Source organism: Aureimonas pseudogalii (assembly GCF_014196835.1).
In the GTDB taxonomy this organism is placed as follows: domain Bacteria; phylum Pseudomonadota; class Alphaproteobacteria; order Rhizobiales; family Rhizobiaceae; genus Aureimonas; species Aureimonas pseudogalii.
The window spans coordinates 15,626-40,147 of the sequence record NZ_JACIEK010000008.1; the positions used below are offsets into that span (position 1 = coordinate 15,626).

Sequence of the window (24,522 nt, forward strand, 5' to 3'; positions counted from 1 at the left end):
GTCGTGACGCATACGGGATCGACCACGCCTGTGCGTCCTCATATTTTCGCCGCAGGCGGAACGCCGCTCCCGGCCCCGTCGGCAGCGGCCTGTGCCACGCGCTCCTTATCGAGGCTCCCCCAGTACCAGACGTAGTGCTCCAGCTCGGCTTCCTCGCGGTCGTCGCCCTCGTGGGGCGGATAGACGCTCTCGTGCGGGAACTCGCCCTCGTTCTCGCGAAGAAGGATCGACGACGTCGCCGCCAGCTTCCTGATCCGGAGGTCCCGCGTTTGGGGCAGCAGGGCGGACGCGGGAGGTCTCGGCTCGCGCGGCGTGCCGTCGGCGTTCGTCGACCGCACGGGTTCGAGCCGGAACCGGGTACCCTGCAAACTGATCGCGCGGCCCGGGTCGTGATGGATGCCCGTCAGCGCGGTCGCGACCGCACAGCCAAGGTGCAGCGCCACGACGGGCGGAAACGCGTTGCCGATCTGGCGGTAGACGGGATGCCTATCGCCGCGGAACTTCCAGTCGGCCGGAAACCCTTGCAGCGCAGCGATCAGCCCGTTCGCCGGAAGGATGGGTCCGTCGTGTCCGGGCGCCGGGGGAAGCTCGCCCCATCGGGTGGTGATGAGCGTCATCGCCCTCCACTTCTCCGCCGTCTTTCGCTGGCCGAAATCCATGCTCTCCTTCTTCGTGCTGCCACCGAGAATCGTCGGGGCAACGCAGTCGAACGCGTCCGTAACCTCGTCCGAGGGGACGTATCCGCCCGAACGTAGCCACCAGTCGATCGCACCGATCACCGGATAGGGTTCGTCCTTGTAGTGGGCTACGGCCTCGGGCCACCTGAAGCGTGACATGGCGTCGGCCTCCAGGAAACCGACGAGGATCGTGCGGACGCGTGTCTGGGGAATGCCGAACCAGGCGCAACGCACCTTCCGCCACTCGCAGGCATAGCCCAGCTTGCCGAGCCTGCCGAGGATGCGGTGGCGGTACATGTCGTAATCGGGGCCGAAGAGGCCCTCGACGTTCTCCAGCATGACGGCGCGCGGCTTCATGCGCTCGATCAGCCGCAACGCCTCGGGGAAGCAATCGCGGTCGTCGTCCTCGCCGTTCCGTTTCGACGACGCCTTCGAGAAGCTCTGGCAGGGCACGCCCCCTGCGAAGAGGTCGATCGGGCCGACATCGCCCGGGTCGTAGCCGACGAGGTTGGCCTCGATGACGTGATCGGCGCCGAAGTTCGCGCGCAGCGTCTCGCAGGCGTCGGGATCCATTTCCAACATCCCGACATGCTGGAACCCAGCCTTTGACAGGCCGCAAGCCTGGCCGCCGCCACCCGCGCAGACCTCGAAGCTCGTGAGGCCGTGCTTGAACGGCGTGCTGATCGAGGTGAGGGCGCGGCGCCGCTGGTTTGCCGTCCGGGTGTCGGGAGCGGCTTCCGGCGCGGGCGCCGTGGCCTTGGGTTCCTCGACATTGCCGAAGTTCGCGAACCTCTCGACCAGTCCGTGCGCCGACTCCTCGAGCTGACCGGACTTGCGCGCTTTCGCAAAATCCTCCAGGGCCCGGGAGAGAACGCGGATTCCATCTTCGCTCGACGGGTCTCCTATCCACGTCATTGCGACGAGTTGGAGTGAAAGCGGGCGTGCGCCCTTGGCGAGGTCGAGTAGGGCGGGAGAGTGGGTTTCCAGAGCGGAATTGATTTCCGCGACCAGGCGACCGAGGCGACCGGCGACGTCGGACGCATGCGAGTTGGCCGCCTTTCGGAAAGCGGGCAATCCCGACGTTGCCGACTTTCTGGTCTCGCCCGACGAGACCACGATCTTCATTTCGTCGGCGTTGATGCGCCTCCCGGACCGGAGCGAATGCAATGCGGCCTCCCGACCTTCGGGTTTTGCGGAGGCGAGGATCACCGCGGCCGAAGGTGTCAGCTTCTGTTTGACCAGAAACTTCCGATGCCCCGATAGGTGGCGTGCCACCTTCCGATAGCCAAGGACGGTCCGCGGCTCGATCTTGCACTCGTGCCGGACCCAAGCGCCGAAACTGCCCTTCAGCAACCCCGCCGCTTCTTCAACGTGCTGGGCGGACCGCTCGATCGAGCGAGGCCGCATCGTGGCTATGCGTAACGGACCATCGGCGACTGTCGGGTCACAGCCTCGATCATCCACGTCTTCGCGTCCGACACCTTCCGATCGACAGTTCGTGCGATGCGGGCGCGGGCGTTAACTTGATCTTGGATGGCCCCTGGCTCATATTTCGATCAGGAGAACCGAAGATGGACGTTCGATTCACGCATAAGACGATATTGGATGGTCGCTACCACGTCATCACCTCCCCTGACGTAAAAGGGCTGTTCATCGCCGCTCCCAGTAGGACCGTCGCGTGCAGCGAAGCGGACGCTGTGCTGCGGATAATCCAAGACGATCGAAGAAAGAAGCTAGAACAGCGTCGGGCCGCCGAGGAAGAGCTTCAGACCGCTGAGTCCGCCAGGACATTCGGTCAACGCTGAATGATTTACTGCTTCAAGTTTGAGGATGTTGAAGGGTATCTGAATTCCCTTGGCTGGAGCAGAGTGGGTAGGTCTGACTTGCACGTGGTCTATGAGCGTAATAGCGAGTACATCACGTTCCCAGCCCCGAATGTGTTCGCAAAGATTCCGGAAAATCTGGTGAACGAAGCGCTTGACGAACTGGGGATACCCGTTCCCAAGTTCGAGTGGTCTTGGTGCGATTGAGCTACTACGCAACTGCGCGCAGCCGATCTGCGTACGGCGTCGCCCACTAGGCCACGTAGACTCGGACCAAGAGGGGAGAGCGGAACTGCTTTGGTTTCCATTCTCCTCTGCGAGCTTGGGTTCCCGTCGCATTCTGGATGCCGTCGATTGCTTGGACAGCGCGCTGACGACCTGGAGGATGAATGGCGAAAACCAACGTCGGGCCGAAGAAGCATGCCGCCCTCTGGGCATTCTCGGCCGGCCGATGCCAGTACAGGGGCTGCAACAGGGAACTCGTCGGCGACCTGATCTCGGGCAACGAGGACGGCACGTTCGGCTTTGTTGCACATGTCGTCGCGGACTCGGCGCAGGGACCGCGCGGCGACCCAGTGCGATCACCGGAGCTCGCGAAGTCCCTCGAAAACCTGATGCTCCTCTGCGCCACCCACCACAAGCTGATCGACGTCGAGGAGGTTGAGGAGCACTCAGAAGCGGTTCTCCTCGAAATGAAGCGCGAGCATGAGGAGCGCATCGCTATCGTCGCCGACATGGACCCCGACCGGGCCTCGCACGTCGTCCGCTTCGCCGCGGACATCGGCGGGAGCGAGTCCCTCGTGTCGACCAAGGCGATCCTCTCCGCGATGCCGCCCGATCACCATCCGGCGTCGCGGCAGACCATCGACCTCTCGCTTGTGTCGTGCGCGTACAAAGACGACGAGGAGGACTACTGGCACTTCCAGGCTGAGAACCTGCGCAGGCACTTCGACGCGAAGGTCAGGGGGCGCGTCGAGGTGCAGGAGATCCGCAACCTGAACGTCTTCGCGTTGGCGCCGCAGCCCCTCCTGATGGAACTCGGCCGCCTGATCGGCGACATCGTGCCCGCGGTGGTCCACCAGCGCCACCGCGAGCCCGCGACTTGGCGGTGGCAGCCCGGGCAGCCCGCGATCCGCTTCGTGGAGACCGTGCCTGGGGACGCGGCAGGGCGTTCGGCGGTCGCCCTCAGGCTGGCCCTCAGCGCGACCGTTACCGACGATCGCATCACAGCCGTCCTCGGGGACGACGTAGCCATCTGGTCCCTGACGGCCGAGGATCCGCACAACGACATCATGCGCCGCCCACAGGACCTGTCGGAGTTCAAGCGGCGCGTCCGCACCCTCCTCGACCGGATCAAGGCCGTCCATGGGGAGGGCGCCGAGGTCAACATCTTCCCGGCGCTGCCGAACTCGGCGGCGGTCGAGTTCGGCAGGGCCCGGATGCCGAAGGCCGACCTGCCGATGCGGGTCTGGGACCAGAACAGGACGCGAGGTGGGTTCATCCCGACGTTGAGAATCGGGTAATGCAACTGAAGGGAACAGCTTGCTAGGGTAATCCGAAAGCTGCATTCGAAGCTGCGAGAAGCCTAGGAACGGAGCTTGTGCATGCGGTTGGCGTACTTCCCAGGAACTCGCAGGAAGGTCACGGTAGCCGAATACGTTTCTGAGACCGGAGCCAAGACCGCGCGGACTGGCGACGACTACATCGCTCCCGACGCCCAATGCCCGGCGTGTCTTGGAAACATGTACGCGGTGCGAGGTGCTCCGCAACGCATACAGTTCTTCCGGCATAGGGTCGGGTTGAATTGTCCAGCGTCAAGGCCAGCAGGCGAACCATATCTCCGGATGACGCCAGTTGAACCGGATGTTGTGGGAGGCATCGAGTTGAGGAGGGCGTTCATCGAGAATTGGCGACTTCACTACTCCGCGATCAGGACATTGGCACCTTGCCTGTCTCCCGAGGAGTTTTTGACGATCGTTGGGTCGGCGGACGAGCTTAGGGTCTGGGAGCATCGAGCGTTGACAGAGAGCTGGTTACCCCAGACGCTCGTACTGCTCATAGATTTTCCGCCGTGGACTGGCTTGCGCCGTAATGGAGTTCCAGAACGCGATCTGTGGTTGCGGTTCTGGTACCAGGGGCAGCATGAAACGTTCTCGGCACTGTGGATCGACATGCAGCATGGGGCGACACTCTGTCGGGCGTCATTCGAGCCGCCCCGACGCGAAACCGACAGGCCTCGATACGAGAACCTTCGCAAGCAGAGCGAACTTCAGCCGGATCGAAACTTTCTCAATGCGCCCGCAAAGTACATCCCCGCATTCATTGTCCGGACCGTCGAGCACGGTCTGACATGACTGCGCCAAGAGAAGTGAGTTCTTCGACCAAAGCTTTAGCTGAGCTTAAATCTTCAAGGTGCAAGACGGACGAACGATGAGCCACTGATGCTAGGCATCGAAGGTTCTCCATCGTTTCCCATTCGGCCTCGGCAACCGCCACGTATGCGTCGATCCCGCAAGGTGAACAGCGCGGCCCGTCGTCGCCCCATTCCTTTAAGTCGGCCGCCTCCTGCGCATCGACCTTGACCGCGTAGTCGACATGCGACTCAAGCTCTTGGTTGGTAGCAGGCAGCGCGAGCCAGTTGAAGCGACCACTTTCTAAGCCTCCGGGCCAAGATCGCCCGCAGGTGAGAAGCACGTATGGCATTCTTGTTCTCCCTCGACCGAAAGCTACATGATGCCGATGCAAGGAAGTACGCTAGTTCGGCGCATGTGCGCCGTTGGCGCCGCAAAGTGTCCGGCGAGCGAGTTTGAGGCAGTTACCGAAAGGGCTATAGGGCTGCGGCGCGGGGTGAGATCGGCTCGGTAGTATCATCGACGTGTTTCGGCCAACCGAACTCGAACGTGCCGCGAACTCCGGATCCATTCCCGACAACGACTTGCCAGTTCTGCGTCCGCGCGCCACCCGCGGCGGCCAGTCTGTTTTCCGACGATACCGCAACGCGGTGGTCAGAGACGAGCGGGGGCGCGAGCAGCGCGTCAAGGGCCCGTTCCGCGACCAGTGTCACGATCGGGGCGAGTTCGATGGGACCGTACGGCTCGTAGGCCGTGCCGCAGGCTGGCTCCCGCCTGGACGTCGGGCCGCCCGGCCATTCCGACACCCGCAGGAGCGGAAGCCCCGTCTCGTCCAGTCCGGCACGGAACGGCGCGCCCCCCGGGGCGATGCAGACGGCATGTCCCGCGACCGCATGCGCCTCGGTCCATCCGTAGACGACGGGCGGAGCGGCGGTGCCGACGGCTTGATGCCACTCGTCAAGCATCGCCTCCGCCGGCCAGTCGCCCATCGCCGAAACGATGAGGTCGCACCCGAGCAACAGGTCCTCCTGCTGCCGCAGAATGTCGCCCGCCCTGGCGACCTCGTAGGACACATCGAGGTGGGGCAGGTCGCGTCCGAGCTTCACCGCAAGGGCCATGGATTTCGGCAGATCGACCTCGCCCATGCCGAGCGGGTGTCGCCCGACGTTCGCCGCCTTGAGCACGTCCATGTCGACGAGCGTCAGGCGCCCGACGCCTGCCTGGGCCAGGAGGACCGCGACGGGTGCGCCAACGGAGCCGCAGCCGAGGACGACGACATGCGAGTCCCGCAGCCGTCGCAAGCGCGGATCGCCGTCCCGTCCGTGGATCCAGGAGGGATCCGCGCGCTGCGCTCGAATCCTGCGGGCGGAGGTGGCGCCGAAATACCGCCCGACGGCAAGCGCCCGCGGGACGCGGTCGGGTCGGAAGCCCGCGGTCAGCGGATCGCGGCCCCGTTCGACGTCGGGCCGCCGCACCACCACCAGCGTGATGGCGGTTCCCGCGGTCGACGGCATCGCGATCGCCACGGGAAGCGCGTCCGGAAGGGCCGAAAGCGTTTCGCGCAGCAGCTTGTCGCAGCCCGCCTGCTCGGCCAGCGCCAGCACGTCCGCCGCCGTCTCCGGCATCTCCGCGGGCACGAGCGGACGGTCCAGCCGCAGGAGGAACGCAGGGCCGGTCTCCCCGTCGCGGCGCGACGGCTTGCCGTAAAGGTTGCGCCGCCAGCGCTCGATCGTCCCGTCGTCCTCGGCCAGGAGGAGGTGCCTGCCTTTCCAAGCCCGCACCCATCGCGAGCCCAGCTCCGGATCGAGCAGGCTCAGCACGCGGACGCCTCCCAATGTCCTGGTTGCCGACCAGTAGGAGAGGATGTCCTCGCGATGGACCTCGTCGCCGGCGGGCGTGCCGACCAGGTGGCCGACGCCGAGCGCAAGCGCGAGGACGTTCGCGACCATGCCGACCGGATCGTCCGGCGAGAACGTGGTGGTGCCGGAGGCCAGGCATAGGTAGCCGTCACGCTCGACGTTCGGCCAGGCTCCGAACTTCGGCTCGTCGACCAAGCGGATCCGCGGGGGATCGAACGGGAAGCCCGCGCCCACGAGGACGTCCACCAGCCTGACCGCGTCCGCCAGCTCGACCGGAAGCCGCCAACCGGCGACCGGCTTCGTCCGAAGCGACGACAGCTCGTCTGGGCGCAGGCGACGGACATCCGCGGAGTTCGCCCGCAACCACGCGTCGACCGCCCCCTCCGCGGAACTCCTGCGTTCCGCCAGGACGGCGCCGTCAGGCATTCCGGCCCCCGCCGGCGGCGCGGACCGAGCCGCTACTGGCGGCCGCCGCCGAACCGATCGCCGTTCCCGACAGGAAGGCCGGGGCGCCGATGCCCACGGCTCGGGCCCTGGCCCGCTCCGCGAGGCCGACGCCGACCCGATCCTGGACCGCCTTGGCCATGTCCTGCTTTGCCGTCATGACGGCTGCGTTGTAGAAGTCGGCGCGGGCCTGTCTGAGCCACTCGTGGAAGGCCGCCTTGCGCTCCGGATGCTTCCCCCACTTGTCGGCGAAGTTCTCCAGAGGGTCGGTCGGGTTTTTGATGTAGTCGACGCCGTTCACCGTCTCGATGAACTGGTCCATGCGCGAGAGGATGGAGACGAGCGCCTTGCCGATGGTCAGTTCGCCGCCGTAGGCATGCGCGGCAAGCGTCGTGATGATCACGGAGATCGGGCGCTCGTCCGGACGCTTGGCGAACATCCGGTCGCGGTGCCGTTTGAGGATCATGACCGCCGACTGGAGCGGCGTCCTGATCCTGAACGTGGGCATGTTCTCGACCTCGGCGCGGATGCCGTCCTTCCGCCGCTTGGCCTCGACGGCCACGACCTTGGCGCGGAACCATTCCGAGTAGGCTTTCGGGTTGGACCTGGGCCAGTCGCGCGTCAGGATGCGGTAGCCCACGTCCTCGCGGTCCGTGATCGCGACCGCCGTCTTGGCCACGGCCGCGTCGAGCATGTGGCGCTGGAGCAAGGCGCGCTGGTCCGCCTCGTTCGGGACGGCGGGCACGATGTCCATGTGGAACTGTGCGCCGTCCGCGTATTCCAGGACCCAGCAGCGGCGCCCCTCTCGGACGGGCTTCGCCATCCCGTGCGCCTTCGCGTACAGCTCGATCTCGTACCCGACGAGCCACTTGAGCTGAGCCTGGGTGATGGATCCCTTGTCGAGCAGGCGGAGTACGCAGACCGAATCGACGTCGTAATCCTCGGCCTCCGTCCACGGCCGAATGGCGGTGCCGAGGCGGAACGACCCTTGGACGTATATCTGGGGGTCGTAATGGTGGATGGTCGACTCGGGCCGGCCGAACCAGTCGCCCAGCGAATGGAAACGGGAGTCCGCCTGCTCGTAACGTGAGGGGGGGATCTCGAGCTCTTCGGCCATGGCCTCGAGGAAGCGCTCGGCCTCGGGCGTGATGAAGCCGGTGACTGCGTTCATGTCGATCTCCTGGTCTGCTGTTGGGTCCGGCGCACCGCCCCGTCCCATCTGATCCCTCTATGTTCCCCCTCCTTCACCTGCGCGGCACAGGCCGCGCAGGTTATTCCATTCATTCCGCTGCTGTTTCAGCGGCATCTAGCGTAGGTCTAGTTTCCTATCCAGCGCGAATTGGCCGCGGCCGGTTTACAACTTTGGCGCCCAATTCATAACTTTGGGCATCCCGACAGGTGGCGTCGAGGCGTCAGGAGCAGCCGCTGGTCGAGCCGCAGGTGTCGCATTTCAGGCAGGTGCCGTTGCGGACCATGGTGAAGTTCGAGCATTCCGAGCAGCTGTCGCCCGTGTAGCCCTTCATCATCGCCTGGACCCGGCGTTCGGCGCTCGTCGCCTTCGGCGCGGTTTCGACGCGCGAGACGTCGCGATCGGAGGCCGGGAAGGCCAGCGGGCTGTCGAACAACCCTTGCGCCGGCGAGACGTCGGCGACGGGAGCGGGCTCGGCGAGCGGCGCGCTCTCGTAGTCGCGCTTGAACGCCGCCGCCTGATTGCCGGCCCCGCCGGCGCGCGGCGCCAGCGCGGTGGGTGCCGCGCTGCGCGACACCGTGGCGAGCGCGGTCGGCGCCGCCATAACGGGCGTCACGGTGGGCTTCGGCGCCGGAGCGGCCGGCGCCGCGCCGGCCGAACCCTGCGGGTCGGTGGAGGAGACGAGGCGGAACTTCGCGGTCTGGCCGCGCACCATGCCCGACGAGATCGGCAGCGGCGCCGGCTTGTCGCCTTCTACGCCGCGACCGATGGTCGAGGCGCCGAAATCCTCCGGCTGGACATGGGCGAGGTCGTGGCGGCCGAGATAGGAGACCGCCAGCTCGCGGAACACATAGTCAAGGATCGACGTCGCGTTCTTGATCGCCTCGTTGCCCTGCACCATGCCGGCCGGCTCGAAGCGCGTGAAGGTGAAGGCCTCCACGTATTCGTCGAGCGGCACGCCGAACTGCAGGCCGAGCGAGATCGCGATGGCGAAATTGTTCATCATCGCGCGGAAGGCGGCGCCTTCCTTGTGCATGTCGATGAAGATCTCGCCGATGCGCCCGTCGTCGAACTCGCCGGTGCGCAGGTAGACCTTGTGCCCGCCGACGATCGCCTTCTGGGTGTAGCCCTTGCGGCGGTTCGGCAGCTTCTCACGGTCGCGCACGACCTTCTCGACGATGCGCTCGACGATGCGCTCGGCGACTTCCACCGCGCGCGCCGGGGCCGGGGAGGCCATCAGCGCCTCGGCGGCCTCCTGCACCACGTCGTCCTCGTCCTCGTCGTCCGCCAGAAGCGAGGCGTTCAGCGGCTGCGAGAGCTTGGAGCCGTCGCGGTAGAGCGCGTTGGCCTTCAGCGCCAGCTTCCACGACAGCATGTAGGCGGCGTTGCAGTCCTCCACCGTGGCGTCGTTCGGCATGTTGATCGTCTTGGAGATCGCGCCGGAGATGAAGGGCTGCGAGGCCGCCATCATGCGGATGTGCGATTCCACCGAGAGCGAGCGCTTGCCGATGCGCCCGCACGGGCTGGCGCAGTCGAACACCGCCAGATGCTCGGACTTGAGGAAGGGCGCACCCTCCAGGGTCATCGCGCCGCAGACGTGGACGTTGGCGGCGTCGATGTCCTTGCGCGAGAAGCCGAGGAAGGGGAGCATCTCGAACGACATGTCGTTCAGCTGCTCGTCGGAGATGCCGAGCACGTCGCGGCAGAAAGCCTCGCCGAGCGTCCACTTGTTGAAGACGAACTTGATGTCGAAGGCCTGGCCGAGCGCGGCGTTGAGCGCTTCGATCTGCTCGTCGTCGAAGCCCTTGGCGCGCAAGCTGCCCGGGTTCACCGCCGGGGCCTGGTTCAAATTGCCGTGGCCGACCGCGTAGGCCTCCATCTCGGCAAGCTGCGCCTCGCTGTAGCCGAGCGAACGCAGCGCCTCGGGCACGGCGCGGTTGATGATCTTAAAGTAGCCGCCGCCGGCGAGCTTCTTGAACTTCACCAGCGCGAAGTCGGGCTCGATGCCGGTCGTGTCGCAGTCCATCACGAGGCCGATCGTGCCGGTGGGGGCGACGACGGAGACCTGTGCGTTGCGGAAGCCGTGCTTCTCGCCGAGCTCCTGCGCCTGCACCCAGGCTGCCTTGGCGCGGGCCGAAAGGCGCTTGTCCTTCAGCGAGGAATGGTCGAGCGGCACCGGCTCGACGGCGAGGCCCTCGTAGCCGTTGGCGAGGCCATGGGCGGCGCGGGCGTGGTTGCGGATGACGCGGCCCATGCTCTCGGCGTTGCGCTCATAGTCCGGGAAGGGGCCGAGCTCACGCGCCATCTCGGCCGAAGTCGCATAGGAGACGCCGGTCATGATCGCCGAGAGCGCGCCGCAGATCGCCCGGCCTTCGGCGGACGAGTAGGGGATGCCGGCGGTCATCAGCAGGCCGCCGATATTGGCGAAGCCGAGGCCGAGCGTGCGGTAGTCGAACGAGCGCTGGGCGATCTCCTTCGAGGGGAACTGCGCCATGAGCACGGAGATCTCGAGCACGATCGTCCAGAGCCGCGTGGCATGCTCGTAGGCGTCGACGTCGAAGCGCGCCGTGCCGGCCGGGCCGGCTTCGCGGAACTGCAGGAGGTTCATCGAGGCGAGATTGCAGGCCGTGTCGTCGAGGAACATGTACTCGGAGCACGGATTCGAAGCGCGGATCTCGCCTGCCGCCTGGCAGGTGTGCCAGTCGTTGATCGTGGTGTGGAACTGGATGCCGGGATCGGCAGAGGCCCAGGCGGCATAGCCGATCTGGTCCCACAGCTCGCGGGCCTTGAGGGTCTTGGTCACCTTGCCGGTGGTGCGGCCGACGAGATCGTGGGTGCCGTCCTGCTCCACGGCCTGGAGGAAGGCGTCGGTGACGCGAACCGAATTGTTCGAGTTCTGGCCGGCGACGGTGAGGTAGGCTTCGCTATCCCAGTCGGTGTCGTAGATCGGGAAGTCGATGTCGGTGTAGCCCTGGCGCGCGAACTGGATGACGCGCTTGACGTAGTTCTCGGGAACCATCGCCTTCTTGGCGTCGCGCACGGCGCGCTTGAGCGCCGGGTTCTTCATCGGCTCGAAGCAGTCGCCCTCCGGGCCCTCGCAGTTCACGCAGGCCGCGAGGATGAGCTTCAGGTGCTTGGAGACGGTCTTGGAGCCGGTGACGAGAGCGGCGACCTTCTCCTCCTCGCGCACCTTCCACTGGACATATTTCTCGATGTCGGGATGGTCGATGTCGACCACGACCATCTTGGCGGCGCGGCGCGTGGTGCCGCCCGACTTGATGGCGCCTGCCGCGCGGTCGCCGATCTTGAGGAAGCTCATGAGGCCGGACGAGCGGCCGCCGCCGGCCAGCTTCTCGCCCTCGCCGCGCAGCGACGAGAAGTTGGAGCCCGTGCCCGAGCCGTACTTGAAGAGGCGCGCCTCGCGCACCCAGAGATCCATGATGCCGCCCTCGTTGACGAGGTCGTCGGCGACGGACTGGATGAAGCAGGCGTGCGGTTGCGGATGCTCGTAGGACGAGGTCGAGCGCGTCAGCTCGCCCGTGCGGTAGTCGACGTAGAAATGGCCTTGGCCGGGGCCGTCGATGCAGTAGGCCCAGTGCAGGCCCGTGTTGAACCATTGCGGCGAGTTCGGCGCGACCTTCTGGGTCGCGAGCATGAAGGCGAGCTCGTCGCGGAAGGCGGATGCGTCGTCCTCGGAGTTGAAGTAGCCGCCCTTCCAGCCCCAATAGGTCCAGGTTCCAGCGAGACGGTCAAAGACCTGCCGGGCGTCCATCTCCGAGCCATAACGCTCGCCGGCGGGTAGGGCGGCCAGCGCCTCCTCGTCGGCGACCGAGCGCCAGAGCCAGGAGGGAACGTCGTTCTCCTCGACCTTGCGCAGGATCTTCGGCACGCCGGCCTTGCGGAAGTACTTCTGGGCGAGGATGTCGGACGCCACCTGGCTGAACTGCGCGGGCACGTCGATGTCGGCGAGGCGGAAGACCACCGAGCCATCGGGATTGCGGATCTCGCTGGTCGCCTTGCGGAACTCGACGCCGCCATAGGCGCCCTGGCCCGGCCGCGTGTATCGGCGCTCGATCTTCATGCCCATAGGTGCATTCCTTCAGCCGATGCGCGAAATCCGTCCGTGCCAATCGCCGTCGGAGTGGAGCGCTCATTTGGTGAGGCAGCCATAGCTTCCAACAAGCCGTTGTGTCAGCGCCTCTTCATCTCCCTACATATAGTGAATTTCCCGCTTCGGGCAGATCTTGTCAAACGGGTCGATCGGAGTCCATCGGCTCGCGTTCCGATTCGCTTGGTCCGTGTCAGCGGACGACCGCTGGATTCGTTGGATTTTCCGTCGTGGCATACAGGCGACCGGAGGCTATGCCACCGGACAGATTCTTTTTTACCATTTGCGAGCCGGTCGAAGGAGCCTGTGGATTGTGAGCATAAGCCGGCCGATCGCGAGGCGCGCGGCTCCCGGGATCGACAGGTTCGGTCGTCGCGAACGATGCGGCGCAGATGCCGCAGGCCCTGCGCAAGCTTCGCCGATGGCGCGATCGAAGGGTCATTCAGGGAGCCGTTGCCGTTTTCCCTCTTGGAGAACGGCTCCTGCAATTTCAGCCCGCCGAGCCCTTGGCGATCGGCGCCTGGAAGGTCAGACCGAGATCCCAAGGAAAGAAGATCCAGGTGTCCTGGCTCACCTCGGTGATGAACGTGTCCACCAGCGGCCGGCCCTTCGGCTTGGCGTAGACGGTGGCGAAATGGGCCTTCGGCAGCATGGCGCGCACGAGTGCGGCGGTCTTGCCGGTGTCGGTGAGGTCGTCGACGATCAGGATGCCGTCGCCGTCGTCCTCGCGCAGGGCCGGGGCGATGTCCTTGAGAACGCGCAATTCCCCTTGCGTGTCGTAGTCGTGATACGAGGCGATGCAGACCGTCTCGATCAGCCGCGTCCCGAGTTCGCGCGCGATGATCGCAGCCGGCACGAGGCCGCCGCGGGTGATGCAGACGATCGCCTTCCACTCCTGCCGCTGGCCGGCAAGCCGCCAGGCGAGGGCGCGCGCGTCGCGGTGAAACTGCTCCCAGGACACGGGAAAGGATTTCTCGGGCGCGGACATCGCAACACTCCTCAGGGCTGGCCGCTGCGATAGCTTGTCGCGAATGCGGGAGCAAGGTTCGCCGGTCGGTCCGGCGCCGCCGCACGGGGGAAGGCGAGGCGATGGCACGACGGCATCGGACACGATACGCGCTGCTGACCGGCCTCGGCCTCGTCGTCCTCTATGCCCTCTGCGCCTATGTCGTGCTGCCGCGGTTCTGGACCCAGTACGACGCGCGAAGCGGCGGCACGCTGCGGCCCATGGTGACGGCAACGCTCGACGGCCGGCCGGGCGATCCCATCAATATCGGCCTGCTCGGCACGCGCGGCGACGTCGAAGCCGCGATGGCGGCGGCGGGCTGGTATCCGGCCGATCCGGTCACCGTTCTTTCGAGCCTTCGCATCGCCGCGAGCGTCCTGTTCGACCGCGCCTATCGCCAAGCGCCGGTCAGTCCGCTTCTCTACGAGGGGCAGGTGGAAGCGCTGGCCTTCGAGAAGCCGGTGGGCGGGAGCGCCGATCGGCGCCAGCACGTGCGCTTCTGGCGGATGTCGCCGGGCGACGACACCGAGGCGCCGCTCTGGCTGGGCTCGGTCACCTTCGACGCGGGCGTCGGCTTCAGCCACTACACGGGCGCCGTGACCCACGACATCGCGCCCGAGATCGACGAAGCGCGCAGTGCGCTCGTGAACGACCTCCAGCACGCCGGCCGCGTCGCCGCTCTGCGGATGGAAACCGGCATCGGCGCCACCGCGAACGGGCGCAACGGCGAGGGCTCGCCCTATCGCACCGACGGCATGGCCTCGATCGTCACGCTTTCGCCGCACCCGTAGCAGCCGAAACGGTCGCGATCATCGCCTCGACCTCGACGCGCGCCGCCTCGATCGCGGCTGGATCGCGCGAGCGGATCACGAGTTCGGTGGAGTAGCGTTGGCCGTCGAACTTCGGATAGGAGCCGATCGCGGTGCCGGGATGGCGCTTCTGGATCTCGCCGAGCGGGCCGCCGATGTCGCCTTCGCCAAGTGGACAGGTGATTGCGACGCTCTGGATCGCCGGACCGCTCGGCAGCGTCGGCAATACGTTGTCGAGCATCGCGGCGAAGATCGACGGCACGCCGGCCATGACGAAGACGTTCTCGACGCGAAAGCCGGGCGCGACCGAAATCGGGTTGTCGATCAGCGAGGCGCCTTCGGGGGTGCGCGCCATGCGCTGGCGCGCCTCGGTGTAGGGCAGGTCGCGCGAGCGATAGGAGGCCGCGAGGCGCTCGTTCGCTTGCCGGTGCACCGTCACGGGCAGGCCGAAGGCCGCGCCGATGGCGTCGGCCGTGATGTCGTCATGCGTCGGGCCGATGCCGCCGGAGGTGAACACGAAATCGTAGGTGGTCCGCAAGGCATTCAGCGCCTCGACGATCGCCGGGGTCTCGTCCGGCACGATGCGAACCTCCTTCAGGTCGATGCCGGCCAGCGTCAGCACCGAGGCCAGGTGCCCGATGTTGCGGTCCTTCGTGCGCCCCGACAGGATCTCGTCGCCAATGGCCAGCATGGCGGCGCGGGGGGCGGGATGGGTATCGCTCATCGGAAGCTCCTTCGTCGGGGAAGGCTGCAGATGATCCTGCGCCGCCGAAGCGCAAGGGGATGGAGGAAGGGGCTGCGGCGAAGACGCACCGTCACCGTGCCGCGTCTCGCTTTCCGCCGGCGGACGCGCTCTATCTCCCGCCGAGGCCCACGACCCGGAGGCCGTTTCAACATCCGGGCTCCAGCAGCAAGGTGGACCGCGATGGCGAAGGTTCTCGTTCTCTATTATTCCAGCTACGGTCATATCGAAGCGATGGCCAAGGCCGTCGCGGAGGGCGCGAGCAGTGCCGGCGCCGAGGTCGACGTCAAGCGCGTACCCGAGACGGTTCCCGCCGAAGTGGCGCAGGCTTCGCACTTCAAGACCGACCACGACTTTCCCGAGGCGCAGCCGGACGACCTCGCGAACTACGACGCGATCATCGTGGGCACGCCGACGCGGTACGGCAACATGGCCTCGCAGATGGCGACGTTCTTCGATCGCACGGGCGGTCTGTGGGCACAGGGAAAGCTGATCGGCAAGGTCGGCGGCGTGTTCTCGTCGTCCGCCACCCAGCATGGCGGCAACGAGGCGACGATCTTCTCGGTCCACAAGACGCTGCTGCATCACGGCCTGATCATCGTCGGCCTGCCCTATTCATTCCAGGGGCAAATGGCGATGGACCAGATCGTCGGCGGCTCGCCCTACGGCGCCACGACGATCGCGGCGGGCGACGGCTCGCGCATGCCGAGCGCGATCGAGCTCGACGGCGCCCGCTTCCAGGGCAAGCACATCGCCGAGATCGCCGCCAAGCTCGCTTGAGCGCGCGACGTCGAACGATGGATGCAGGAAAGCCGCCGGGGAGCGATCCTCGGCGGCTTTTCAGATGAAACGATGGGCGAGAACCGATGGGGCCTCAGCCCGCCATCAGGCGAGAGCGTCCAACCATGCGGGGTCGCGTTCCCCACGCCGAACCTCGTGGAAGTCCCGTTCCAAGGCCTCGCGGAGGCTGTCGAATGCGTGATTGTCGCTCTGGAGCTGGCGGAGAAGAGTGCCGACCGTCTCGTCGGGAAGTTCGAGCCATTCGTCGGACTGGACGGGCGGTGCCTGCGATATGCGATGACTGGCTGGCATGAACGTCCTCCCCGAACTCTCCCGAATTTCTTCGATCTGTGTGTCGATCACATCACACCGGCATCCCTTCGACAAGTCCTCAGCAGTCGTCCCTAAGCACTTTAACCAAACCGTCATGTTTCATACGGCCGGCTTCTCCTCAGACAATTACAGTTGAACGACCGTTCTAGATTTGTCTTCAACAACGCTCGACGGGAATTCATCCGCTTCTGGCAAAAGCGTCCGCCCGGTCCATTCCTTTCCGAAAGAATTGCCGTGGGGGCCTCGATGGCGCCGACTGCGACATCCTCGGCCGATCTCGCGCAGGCCCGAGCGAGTTGCCGAGGTCTCGACCTCCCGCGCGAACCGGGAAGGCAGGTGGTGCGGACTGCGGGGCTCGAACCCGCAAGCCCTTGCGGGCGAGGGGTTTTAAGCCCCTTGTGTCTACCGGTTTCACCAAGTCCGCATGCTGGCGCTGCGCCGCGGGGATACCGTCCCAAGTAGAAGGCGGCGCTCGCATGATGCGAGCGATACCCCGTCCCGGTCGTCGTCTCAATCCTTCCCGTTCGTCATGCCGCGACCCGGGCGTTTGGATTTCGCGGGCCTTCGAGGTTAAGCGTGTCGTTCAAGCCAACGAGCAGGGACATGACGCCATGACGATCGAGCGCTTCGAGGACGTCGCCCCGCGGCTGGTCGACGTGGCGATGGGACGCACCCCCGCCGACCTCGTGATCCGCGGCGCACGCTGGCTGAACGTCCACTCCGGCGAGATCCTGCCGGACACGGACATCGCCGTGGTCGCCGGGCGCTTCGCCTATTGCGGCCCCGACGCCTCGCACGCGATCGGGCCGAATACCGTGATCGTCGAGGCAGCGGGGCGAACCGTCGTGCCCGGCCTCTGCGACGCCCACATGCATGTGGAAAGTGGCATGGTGACCGTCACGGAGTTCTGCCGGGCGGTGATGCCGCACGGCACGACCTCGATGTTCATCGATCCGCACGAGATCGCCAACGTGCTCGGCCTCGCGGGCGTGCGCCTCATGCACGACGAGGCGCTGGGGCAGCCGATCAACGTGTGGACGCAGATGCCGTCCTGCGTGCCCTCGGCGCCGGGGCTGGAGGAGGCGGGCGCGATAATCTCGCCGGCCGACGTCGCCGAGGCGATGACCTGGCCGGGCATCATCGGGCTCGGCGAGGTCATGAACTTCCCGGGCGTCGCCGCCAACGATCCGACCATGGTCGGCGCCATCGCCGCGACGCGCCGGGCCGGGCGCACGGTCGGCGGGCACTACGCCTCGCCCGATCTCGGCCGCGCCTTCCACGGCTACGTCGCGGGCGGGCCGGCCGACGACCACGAGGGCACCCGCGCCGAGGATGCCGTCGCGCGCGTGCGGCAGGGCATGAAGGCGATGCTGCGCTTGGGGTCGGCTTGGTACGACGTCGCCGAGCAGATCAAGGCCGTGACCGAGATGGGCCTCGACTCCCGGCACTTCATCCTCTGCACCGACGACTGCCATTCCGGCACGCTCATCCGCGAGGGGCACATGGACCGCGTGGTGCGCCATGCGATCGCGCAGGGGTTGAAGCCCGTGACCGCCATCCAGATGGCGACGATCAACACCGCCGAGCATTTCGGCCTGGAGCGCGAGATCGGGTCGGTGACGCCGGGGCGGCGCGCCGACTTTCTTCTCGTCTCCGACCTCGCGGCGCTGCGGATCGACGCCGTCTACGCGCGCGGCGTGCTCGTCGCCGAGGCGGGACGGCTGGCGATCGACGTTCCCGCCTATCCCTATCCCGACAGCGCCAAGAACACGGTCCGCCTCGGACGGCAATTGGCGGCGGCGGACTTCACGCTCGAAGCGCCCGCCGGGCGCAACGAGGTGACGGCGCGCGTCATCGGCGTGGTCGAGAACCAGGCCCCGACGCGGGCGCTCACCGTGACGCTGCCGGTGATCGACGGCGAGGTGCCCGGCGACCTCGCGCAGGACGTCTGCCGCATCGCCCTCGTCGAGCGCCACCGCGCCACCGGCACCGTCACCAACGCCTTCGTCTCCGGCTTCGGCTATCGCGGCCGTTGCGCGATGGCTTCCACCGTCGCGCATGACAGCCATCACATGATCGTCGTCGGCACGGATGCCGCCTCGATGGCGCAGGCCGCCAACCGCTTGGGAGACGTCGGCGGCGGCGTCGTCTTCTTTGCGGACGGCGAGGAGAAGGCGCTGATCGAGATGCCGGTCGCCGGGCTCATGTCGGTGGAGCGGGCCGAGATCGTCGCCGAGAAGGCCGACCGGCTGATCGCGGCGATGCGCGAGGCCGGCTGCACGCTGAACAACGCCTACATGCAGCACTCGCTGCTGGCGCTGGTGGTGATCCCGTCGCTGCGCATTTCCGACAAGGGGCTGGTCGACGTCGATCGGTTCGAGATCGTCGACGTCTTCGTATGACGCCGGGCTCGCTTTACAAAAGACGCGGGATCGCCGATGGACGTTTGGTCGGCAACGGGAGAGCGGAAAGGGGACGTGCGATGGCATTGAAATCATCGATCGGCGGAGCAACGTTCCCGATTATCGGCGCCGGCGCTCTCTAGCCCGTCCGCTGTTCGCAGCTGCGGCGCCGAGCGCGTCCGGCTCGCGTCGGTCCGATCGAATGGTCGGCACGCCGCGTTCGCTCCCGAACCTTTCCCGAAGTCCGGCCCCCGAGCGGCGGACTTCCGACCGAAATGTCCCGTCGATGTCCACCTCCGAATTCGTCGCCCGCGTCGCCCGCGCGGAAGAGGCGCTGCGCGCGCTCTTTCCCGAGACCCCGCTGCAGCTCAACGAGCACCTCTCCGCCCGCTACGGCGCGCGCATCTTCCTCAAGCGCGAGGACCTGACGCCGGTCCGCTCCTACAAGATCCGCGGCGCCTTCAACTTCATGCGCAAGCGCATCGAGGCGGGTGACACGGCTGCCAGCTTCACCTGCGCCTCCGCCGGCAACCACGCGCAGGGCTTCGCCTTCGCCTGTCGGCATTTCGGCCTGAAAGGCCGCATCTTCATGCCGGTGACGACGCCGCAGCAGAAGATCGACAAGACCCGCGTCTTCGGCGGCGATGCCGTCGAGATCGAGCTCGTGGGCGACTTCTTCGACGATTGCTACACGGCCGCCAAGGCCTATGCCGCAACGAGCGGCGCGGCGATGGTGCCGCCCTTCGACCACGAGGACATCGTCGAGGGCCAGGCGAGCGTTGGGCTGGAGGTCGTGCGCCAGCTCGACGGTGAGACGCCGGACATGCTCGTGCTACCTGTCGGCGGCGGCGGTCTTGCTTCCGGCATGGCGCGTTATTTCGAGGGCGAGGGCGCCCCGAAGTTCCGCCTCGTGGAGCCCCTGGGTGCGCCCAGCTTGCAGACGAGCCTGCGCGAGCGCCGCCGGGTGAAACTGCCGCAGATGGAGGGCTTCGTCGACGGCGCGGCCGTGGCCGAGATCGGCGAACTGCCCTTCGAGGTGCTCAGCCGCTTCGCGCCTGAGCAGGTGATCCTCTCGCCGGAAGGGCGGCTCTGCCAGACCATGCTCGAGATCCTAAACACCGAGGGCATCGTGCTGGAGCCGGCCGGGGCGCTGGCGATCGACGCGTTGCGTACGCTCGGCCCCGAGCTCAAGGGCAAGACCGTCGTGCTCGTCGTCTCCGGCGGCAATTTCGACTTCGAGCGCCTGCCCGACGTCAAGGAGCGGGCGCTGCGCTACGGCGGCCGGAAGAAGTATTTCGTGCTGCGGCTGGCGCAGCGGCCGGGCGCGTTGAAGGATTTCCTCTCGCTGCTCGGGCCGGACGACGACGTCGCCCGCTTCGAGTACCTCAAGAAATCGGCGCGCGAGTTCGGCTCGATCCTTCTCGGCATCGAGACCAAGGATCCCGGCAATTTCGACATCCTGCTGCGCCGCTTCGCCGACGAGGGCATCCGCTATCAGGACATCACCGACAACCAGGTGATCGCCGATCTCCTGATCTGAAGCTGCCTCGACGGGTCACGAGGCGGGTAGGGCGCGGATCCAGTCCGCGATCTCGCCCGCCAGTCTCTCCGTCGTGTTGGGCGACGAGATCGCGCCGGCGATGACGTGCTGCGAGGGGTCGGTGGAATCGGTCACCAGGATCGTCTGGTGCGCGCCGCCCCAGCGACCGACGATGACGTCCGTGCGGGCGGGATCCACCACTTTGTCGCCCTGCGAGTAGACGAAGAGCGCGGGCAGACGGAGGCTCGCGAAGTCCAGCCCCTGCACGATTTCCACCAGCCGCGCCATCGGCAGCAGCGCGCGCGTCGGATAGCTCGTCGTCCACTCGTCGTCGACGGTCATCTCCGCCTTGGCGGCCCCGTAGGTCTCGGGGCCGAGATAGGAGATGATCTCGCGCGCGAAGGGCAGAGTCAGCAGGAACGAGCGCCAGTTCTGCACGGCATAGTTCGGCGAGATTGCCACGAGCCCCGCGAGATCGGTGGAGAGATCGGGACGGCTGGCGGCCAGCGTCGCCAGCGTCGCGCCGGTCGAGGTGCCGATCACCACCACGCGCTCGCCGAGACGCCGCGCGATCGCCGTCGCCTCGGCCATGTCGTCCACCCAGTCGCCGACGCTCGCCTCCGCCATGGCGGCGCCGTCGCGGCCGTGGCCGGTCAGGCGCGTGTAGAACAGGTTGGCGCCGAGGCGCTTGGCGACCTCGTCGGCCAGCGGACGCGTCTCGCCCTTGGCACCCGAGAACCCGTGAATGTAGACGAGGGCGATCGGCGTCTTGGAGCGCGAGGCCGGATAGGCCCAGACGATCTCCTTCTCGGCATTTGATCGAAGATTGGGGATGTCGGCCTCGGTGCGGGCGAGATAGGCGACCGGGTCGTCGCCGATCGCCGACGCGTCGAATGTCGGCGCGAGGCGCGCGGGCTCCCTCGGTCCGAAGACCCAGACGGCCGCGGCTGCGACGGCGAGAAGGGCGAGGGCGGCGAGGATCAGGCGAAGGCGCAAGCGAAAGTCCGGGGTTGGCGGAAAGGAGTGGCCACGCAATGGCGCGATCGCGTCACAGGTGCAACCGGTAGCGGGCGTATCCGTCGTCGGTGCGTCCCGCGCTCTCGGGTTTCAACGCGGCGATGTCCTGTAGATGGGCGGCCGAGGCCGGACCCGTCGAAAAGAGCACCGTGGTGTCCGGCACGGGGGCGAGGCGCCAGTTGCCGTCCGCCGCCGGGTCGATCCGCGGGTTCTCCACGATGTAGCGGATCAACACGTCGCGGTTGGCGTCGGGCGCCACGAAGACGATCTTGTCCGGCCCGATGCCCGGAAACTTGCCGCCCCCGCCGGCGCGGTAGTTGTTGGTCACGACGACGAACTCCTGCGCGGGGTCGATCGGCTCGCCGCCAAAGGCGAGATCGACGATGCGCGAGGACCCCTCGTCCATGAGCTTGCCGTCTCGGTCGAAGCGGGCGGGCTTCGTCACGTCGATCCGGTAGGTCACGCCGTCGATCACGTCGAAATTGTAGGAGGGAAACCCGTCCGCGATCAGCGGTTGGTCGCTTCCGCCGGCCTCGACCTGCTGGAAGATGCCGGCCGACATTTCCAGCCAGTCCTTCACGCCGGCGCCCGTCACCTTCACCGCCTGCACGGTGTTGGGATAGAGGTAGAGATCGGCGACGTTGCGGATCGCGATCGGGCCGGCGGGAATGTCGGTGTAGTAGTCCGGCCCCGAGCGACCGCCCGACTTGAAGGGCGCGGCCGCCGACAGGAGCGGCAGCGCGGCGAGGGGCGTGCCCTTCAGGATCTCCTTCATGTACCGGAGCTGCGCCTGGTTCACGATCTGCACGGACGGGTCGTCGGCGACGAGCGCGAAATACGAATAGAGCGGCGCCGTGGTCTCGCCGACGGGCGTGCGCACATAGGTCAGCGTCGCCTCGTGGTCGGCCTTGGCTGCGGCGAGCACTTCCGGCTTGCTCTCGACGAGAGCTCGCGGCGTGCGGTCCACCCGCTCGAAGATCGGGCGCAGCTCGTTCGTTGCGGAGACGATGGCCCAGCCCTCGCCCCGGCGCTCCAGAAGGAGATCGACCAGTCCGAGATCGGAGCCCCAGAAGCCCGCCATGACAGCGGGCTTGCCGTGCAGCGTACCCGCTACCGCGTCGACGTTCTCGATCCCGGCGAAGTCCTCGCCGGGAAAGCGCAGGTGCTGGTGCCCGGTCAGCACGACGTCGATGCCCTCCACCGCCGCCAGTTGCAGCGAGGCGTTCTCGAGGCCGGCATCGTCCGCGCTTCCCGCTGCGATGCCCGAATGCGAGAGCGCCACAACGATCTGCGCGCCCTGCGCCCGCAGGCGCGGCACCAGTGCGCGCGCTGTTTCGACGATGCCACGTGTCGAGGCCTTGCCGGCGAGGTTCTGCGCGTCCCACACGGTGATCTGCGGCGGCAGGAAGCCGATGACGCCGATGCGGATCGGCTGGCGCGAGCCGTCGCCGAGCGCGATCTCGCGATCGAGGATGACGTGGGGTGGCACGATGCGTTCGTCCGACGCGGGATCGGCGACCAGCGCGCCCTTCGCCAGGTTGGCGCTGACGATCGGAAAGTTCGCGGGCGCGATGACGTTTGCGAGGAAATCCAGCCCGTAGTTGAATTCGTGGTTGCCGAGCGTCCCCGCGTCATAGCCGAGCACGTTCATCGCCGCGATCACGGGGTGGGCGTCGCCGCGCTTCATGCCCTTCTGGAAGGCGACGTAGTCGCCCATCGGGTTGCCCTGGAGGAAGTCGCCATTATCGAACAGAAGCGTGTTTGTGGCCTCGGCACGGATCTGGTCGATGATGGTGGCGGTGCGGGCGAGGCCGACGGTCGGCGTCTCCTTGTCGGCGTAATAATCGTAGGGGAAGACGTTCACGTGGAGATCGGTCGTCTCCATGATGCGCAGATGCGCCTGCCGCTCAGTCGCTTTCGCGCTGAACGGATGCAACGCGGCGCCGGCGACGGCCGCGCCGGCGACGAGGAAGTCTCTGCGGTTCAACGCGGTCGGTGCCATCAGTCCCTCCTTCTTCGATCGAGCGTCGGCGAGTGACCCGTCGTCAGTCGCCATAGGCCGGCGTCGAGACCTCGCGGGTCGAGACCGGACGGAAACCCATCTTGCGATAGAGCGGCAGGGCGGCGGGATGGTCGAGCGTGTTGGTCTCGACAGTGAGGGCGCCCGGATGCTCCTCGAAGCCGGCGAGGATCGCCTGCGAGAGCAGCGGACGCGACAATCCCATGGCGCGGAACTGCGGCAGGACCGCGAAATGCACGAGCCGCGTCTCGCGCGGCGCGCGGCCGGCATCGAGCTCGAACCAGCCGGCCGGCGCGCCATCGCAATAGAGTACGCGGATGCGAACGTTCGGGCCGTGTATCTCTCGCTGCAGCCCGGCATCGCTCAGAATGCGCGACGTCCAGTGATGGGGGCGCCCCACGGCGTCGTAGAGATAGCGGTAGTAGTCCAACGGGATCCGGCGAACCGCCAGCACCGCATGGTGGCGTCCGCTGGCGGGGAACGGCGTCGGCTGCTCGGGCGGCTGGTGCATCACGAGCTGGGTGACGATGGTCTTGAGAATGCGCATCGATCGAACTTCGGCCTTCAACGGGCGGGACCCGTCTCGACCGGCGTCGTCTCGCTCGATCCCCATTCGGTCCACGACCCGTCATAGAGCGCGACGTCGCGCTTGCCGAGAGAGGCCAGAGCGAAGCTGATCGCCGCCGCCGTGACGCCGGAGCCGCAGGACGTGACCACGGGTCGGTCGAGATCGACGCCCGCCTCGCGGAAGACGCCGCGCAGCGCCTCCGGCGGCTTCAGGCGTCCACCTTCCGCGAGCGAGCCGATCGGTACCGATCGCGCACCCGGCATATGGCCGGATCGCACGCCCGCGCGCGGCTCCGGCGCCTCGCCGCGGAAGCGCTCGGCCGGGCGCGCGTCGGCGATCTCTCGCGAGCCGTCCGCGACGATCGACTGCATCGCCTCGAAGCCGACCACGGCACCTGGATCGAGCTCGGCCCGGAAGGCGGCGGTGCGAGGCCGCGCCGGTCCCGTCTCGACGGGCAGACCGGCCGCCGTCCACGCCGGAAAGCCGCCGTCGAGGAGGCGCACGTCGCGCGCACCGAAGGCGCGCAACATCCACCAGACGCGGGGGGCGCTGAAGAAGCCGAGCCCGTCATAGACGACGATCGTGTCGGTGTCGGCGATGCCGAGCGCCGTCATCGCCGCAGCGAACGCTTCGGCATTCGGCAGCGTGTGCGGCAGCGCCGCGGTCTCGTCTACCACCGCGTCCTGATCGAAGAACACCGCGCCGGGAACGTGCCCCGCCTCGAACTCGGGTCTCGCGAACCGCCCCTGTGCCGGCAGATACCAAGAGGCATCGACGACCGACAGGCCGGGGCGTCCGAGATGTTCGGCGAGATCGGCGGGGGCGATGAGGAAGGGGTTGGCGGTCAAGTCGGC

At 67.0% G+C, this 24,522-nt stretch carries 17 protein-coding genes and 1 tRNA gene; 5 read left to right on the top strand and 13 right to left on the bottom strand.

Annotation, left to right across the window (positions count from 1 at the left end; translation table 11 throughout):
- Nucleotides 1-38: 38 nt before the first annotated feature.
- On the bottom strand, nucleotides 39-2,084 hold the full coding sequence (locus GGR04_RS14510; protein ID WP_183200654.1) for a DNA cytosine methyltransferase: 2,046 nt from the start codon (nucleotides 2,082-2,084) through the stop codon (nucleotides 39-41).
- Nucleotides 2,085-2,889: 805 nt separating this feature from the next.
- Here GGR04_RS14510 and GGR04_RS14520 point away from each other — a divergent pair.
- On the top strand, nucleotides 2,890-4,023 hold the full coding sequence (locus GGR04_RS14520; protein WP_183200656.1) for an SAVED domain-containing protein: 1,134 nt from the start codon (nucleotides 2,890-2,892) through the stop codon (nucleotides 4,021-4,023).
- Between the two features lie 796 nt (nucleotides 4,024-4,819).
- Here GGR04_RS14520 and GGR04_RS14525 read toward each other — a convergent pair.
- The 5 genes from GGR04_RS14525 to gpt form a co-directional block, all read right to left on the bottom strand.
- The gene (locus GGR04_RS14525; RefSeq protein ID WP_183200657.1) at nucleotides 4,820-5,203 is read right to left on the bottom strand and encodes a hypothetical protein; all 384 of its coding nucleotides are present in this window, start codon (nucleotides 5,201-5,203) and stop codon (nucleotides 4,820-4,822) included.
- A gap of 124 nt (nucleotides 5,204-5,327) precedes the next feature.
- A complete protein-coding gene (locus tag GGR04_RS14530; RefSeq protein ID WP_183200658.1) occupies nucleotides 5,328-7,136 on the bottom strand; it encodes a ThiF family adenylyltransferase in 1,809 nt (602 codons plus the stop codon).
- Nucleotides 7,129-8,271: a nucleotidyltransferase domain-containing protein gene (locus tag GGR04_RS14535; protein WP_246393169.1), complete on the bottom strand. Its 1,143-nt coding sequence runs from the start codon at nucleotides 8,269-8,271 to the stop codon at nucleotides 7,129-7,131. Before GGR04_RS14535 ends, GGR04_RS14530 begins: the two co-directional genes overlap by 8 nt.
- A gap of 295 nt (nucleotides 8,272-8,566) precedes the next feature.
- Nucleotides 8,567-12,424: a vitamin B12-dependent ribonucleotide reductase gene (locus GGR04_RS14540; protein ID WP_183200802.1), complete on the bottom strand. Its 3,858-nt coding sequence runs from the start codon at nucleotides 12,422-12,424 to the stop codon at nucleotides 8,567-8,569.
- Between the two features lie 517 nt (nucleotides 12,425-12,941).
- Complete coding sequence (gene gpt, locus GGR04_RS14545) at nucleotides 12,942-13,439, bottom strand: xanthine phosphoribosyltransferase (protein ID WP_183200660.1); 498 nt, start codon at nucleotides 13,437-13,439, stop codon at nucleotides 12,942-12,944.
- A 101-nt stretch (nucleotides 13,440-13,540) separates the two neighbouring features.
- On the opposite strand from gpt, the gene GGR04_RS14550 reads away from it, so the two are divergent.
- Nucleotides 13,541-14,248, top strand: a complete 708-nt coding sequence (locus GGR04_RS14550) for an LssY C-terminal domain-containing protein (protein WP_183200661.1) — start codon at nucleotides 13,541-13,543, stop codon at nucleotides 14,246-14,248.
- On the opposite strand, the gene GGR04_RS14555 is transcribed toward GGR04_RS14550, so the two are convergent.
- Nucleotides 14,226-14,990 (bottom strand): competence/damage-inducible protein A, encoded by a 765-nt coding sequence (locus GGR04_RS14555; protein WP_246393170.1) that lies wholly within the window; start codon nucleotides 14,988-14,990, stop codon nucleotides 14,226-14,228. The genes GGR04_RS14550 and GGR04_RS14555 overlap by 23 nt on opposite strands.
- Nucleotides 14,991-15,191: 201 nt before the next feature.
- Between GGR04_RS14555 and wrbA the strand changes: the two genes are divergently transcribed.
- The gene (gene wrbA, locus GGR04_RS14560; protein WP_183200662.1) at nucleotides 15,192-15,788 is read left to right on the top strand and encodes an NAD(P)H:quinone oxidoreductase; all 597 of its coding nucleotides are present in this window, start codon (nucleotides 15,192-15,194) and stop codon (nucleotides 15,786-15,788) included.
- A gap of 105 nt (nucleotides 15,789-15,893) precedes the next feature.
- On the opposite strand, the gene GGR04_RS14565 is transcribed toward wrbA, so the two are convergent.
- Nucleotides 15,894-16,100 carry a hypothetical protein gene (locus GGR04_RS14565; RefSeq protein WP_183200663.1) on the bottom strand — a complete coding sequence of 69 codons (207 nt, stop codon included), beginning with the start codon at nucleotides 16,098-16,100 and terminating at the stop codon, nucleotides 15,894-15,896.
- A gap of 358 nt (nucleotides 16,101-16,458) precedes the next feature.
- Nucleotides 16,459-16,545 (bottom strand) — tRNA-Leu (locus GGR04_RS14570).
- A gap of 187 nt (nucleotides 16,546-16,732) precedes the next feature.
- Between GGR04_RS14570 and GGR04_RS14575 the strand changes: the two genes are divergently transcribed.
- The gene (locus tag GGR04_RS14575; RefSeq protein WP_183200664.1) at nucleotides 16,733-18,523 is read left to right on the top strand and encodes an adenine deaminase; all 1,791 of its coding nucleotides are present in this window, start codon (nucleotides 16,733-16,735) and stop codon (nucleotides 18,521-18,523) included.
- A 286-nt stretch (nucleotides 18,524-18,809) separates the two neighbouring features.
- A complete protein-coding gene (gene ilvA / locus GGR04_RS14580) occupies nucleotides 18,810-20,063 on the top strand; it encodes a threonine ammonia-lyase IlvA (RefSeq protein WP_183200665.1) in 1,254 nt (417 codons plus the stop codon).
- Between the two features lie 15 nt (nucleotides 20,064-20,078).
- Here the strand turns inward: ilvA and GGR04_RS14585 are convergent, their stop codons facing one another.
- From GGR04_RS14585 to sseA, 4 genes are read right to left on the bottom strand one after another with little or no spacing between them, the layout of a single operon-like run.
- Nucleotides 20,079-21,059, bottom strand: coding sequence for an alpha/beta hydrolase (locus tag GGR04_RS14585; protein ID WP_183200666.1), 981 nt, complete (start codon nucleotides 21,057-21,059; stop codon nucleotides 20,079-20,081).
- Nucleotides 21,060-21,111: 52 nt separating this feature from the next.
- Nucleotides 21,112-23,082, bottom strand: a complete 1,971-nt coding sequence (locus GGR04_RS14590) for a bifunctional 2',3'-cyclic-nucleotide 2'-phosphodiesterase/3'-nucleotidase (RefSeq protein WP_183200667.1) — start codon at nucleotides 23,080-23,082, stop codon at nucleotides 21,112-21,114.
- 43 nt (nucleotides 23,083-23,125) lie between these two features.
- A complete protein-coding gene (locus tag GGR04_RS14595) occupies nucleotides 23,126-23,647 on the bottom strand; it encodes a GNAT family N-acetyltransferase (RefSeq protein WP_183200668.1) in 522 nt (173 codons plus the stop codon).
- A gap of 17 nt (nucleotides 23,648-23,664) precedes the next feature.
- A complete protein-coding gene (sseA, locus tag GGR04_RS14600; RefSeq protein ID WP_246393171.1) occupies nucleotides 23,665-24,516 on the bottom strand; it encodes a 3-mercaptopyruvate sulfurtransferase in 852 nt (283 codons plus the stop codon).
- Nucleotides 24,517-24,522: the final 6 nt, after the last annotated feature.

What these genes read in the sequence shown, in the direction of transcription:
- GGR04_RS14510 (WP_183200654.1), bottom strand. Translation starts at nt 2,084, where the DNA reads ATGCGGCCTCGCTCGATCGAGCGGTCCGCCCAGCACGTTGAAGAAGCG.
- GGR04_RS14520 (WP_183200656.1), top strand. Translation starts at nt 2,890, where the DNA reads ATGGCGAAAACCAACGTCGGGCCGAAGAAGCATGCCGCCCTCTGGGCA.
- GGR04_RS14525 (WP_183200657.1), bottom strand. Translation starts at nt 5,203, where the DNA reads ATGCCATACGTGCTTCTCACCTGCGGGCGATCTTGGCCCGGAGGCTTA.
- GGR04_RS14530 (WP_183200658.1), bottom strand. Translation starts at nt 7,136, where the DNA reads ATGCCTGACGGCGCCGTCCTGGCGGAACGCAGGAGTTCCGCGGAGGGG.
- GGR04_RS14535 (WP_246393169.1), bottom strand. Translation starts at nt 8,271, where the DNA reads ATGGCCGAAGAGCTCGAGATCCCCCCCTCACGTTACGAGCAGGCGGAC.
- GGR04_RS14540 (WP_183200802.1), bottom strand. Translation starts at nt 12,424, where the DNA reads ATGAAGATCGAGCGCCGATACACGCGGCCGGGCCAGGGCGCCTATGGC.
- gpt (WP_183200660.1), bottom strand. Translation starts at nt 13,439, where the DNA reads ATGTCCGCGCCCGAGAAATCCTTTCCCGTGTCCTGGGAGCAGTTTCAC.
- GGR04_RS14550 (WP_183200661.1), top strand. Translation starts at nt 13,541, where the DNA reads ATGGCACGACGGCATCGGACACGATACGCGCTGCTGACCGGCCTCGGC.
- GGR04_RS14555 (WP_246393170.1), bottom strand. Translation starts at nt 14,990, where the DNA reads ATGAGCGATACCCATCCCGCCCCCCGCGCCGCCATGCTGGCCATTGGC.
- wrbA (WP_183200662.1), top strand. Translation starts at nt 15,192, where the DNA reads ATGGCGAAGGTTCTCGTTCTCTATTATTCCAGCTACGGTCATATCGAA.
- GGR04_RS14565 (WP_183200663.1), bottom strand. Translation starts at nt 16,100, where the DNA reads ATGCCAGCCAGTCATCGCATATCGCAGGCACCGCCCGTCCAGTCCGAC.
- GGR04_RS14575 (WP_183200664.1), top strand. Translation starts at nt 16,733, where the DNA reads ATGACGATCGAGCGCTTCGAGGACGTCGCCCCGCGGCTGGTCGACGTG.
- ilvA (WP_183200665.1), top strand. Translation starts at nt 18,810, where the DNA reads ATGTCCACCTCCGAATTCGTCGCCCGCGTCGCCCGCGCGGAAGAGGCG.
- GGR04_RS14590 (WP_183200667.1), bottom strand. Translation starts at nt 23,082, where the DNA reads ATGGCACCGACCGCGTTGAACCGCAGAGACTTCCTCGTCGCCGGCGCG.
- GGR04_RS14595 (WP_183200668.1), bottom strand. Translation starts at nt 23,647, where the DNA reads ATGCGCATTCTCAAGACCATCGTCACCCAGCTCGTGATGCACCAGCCG.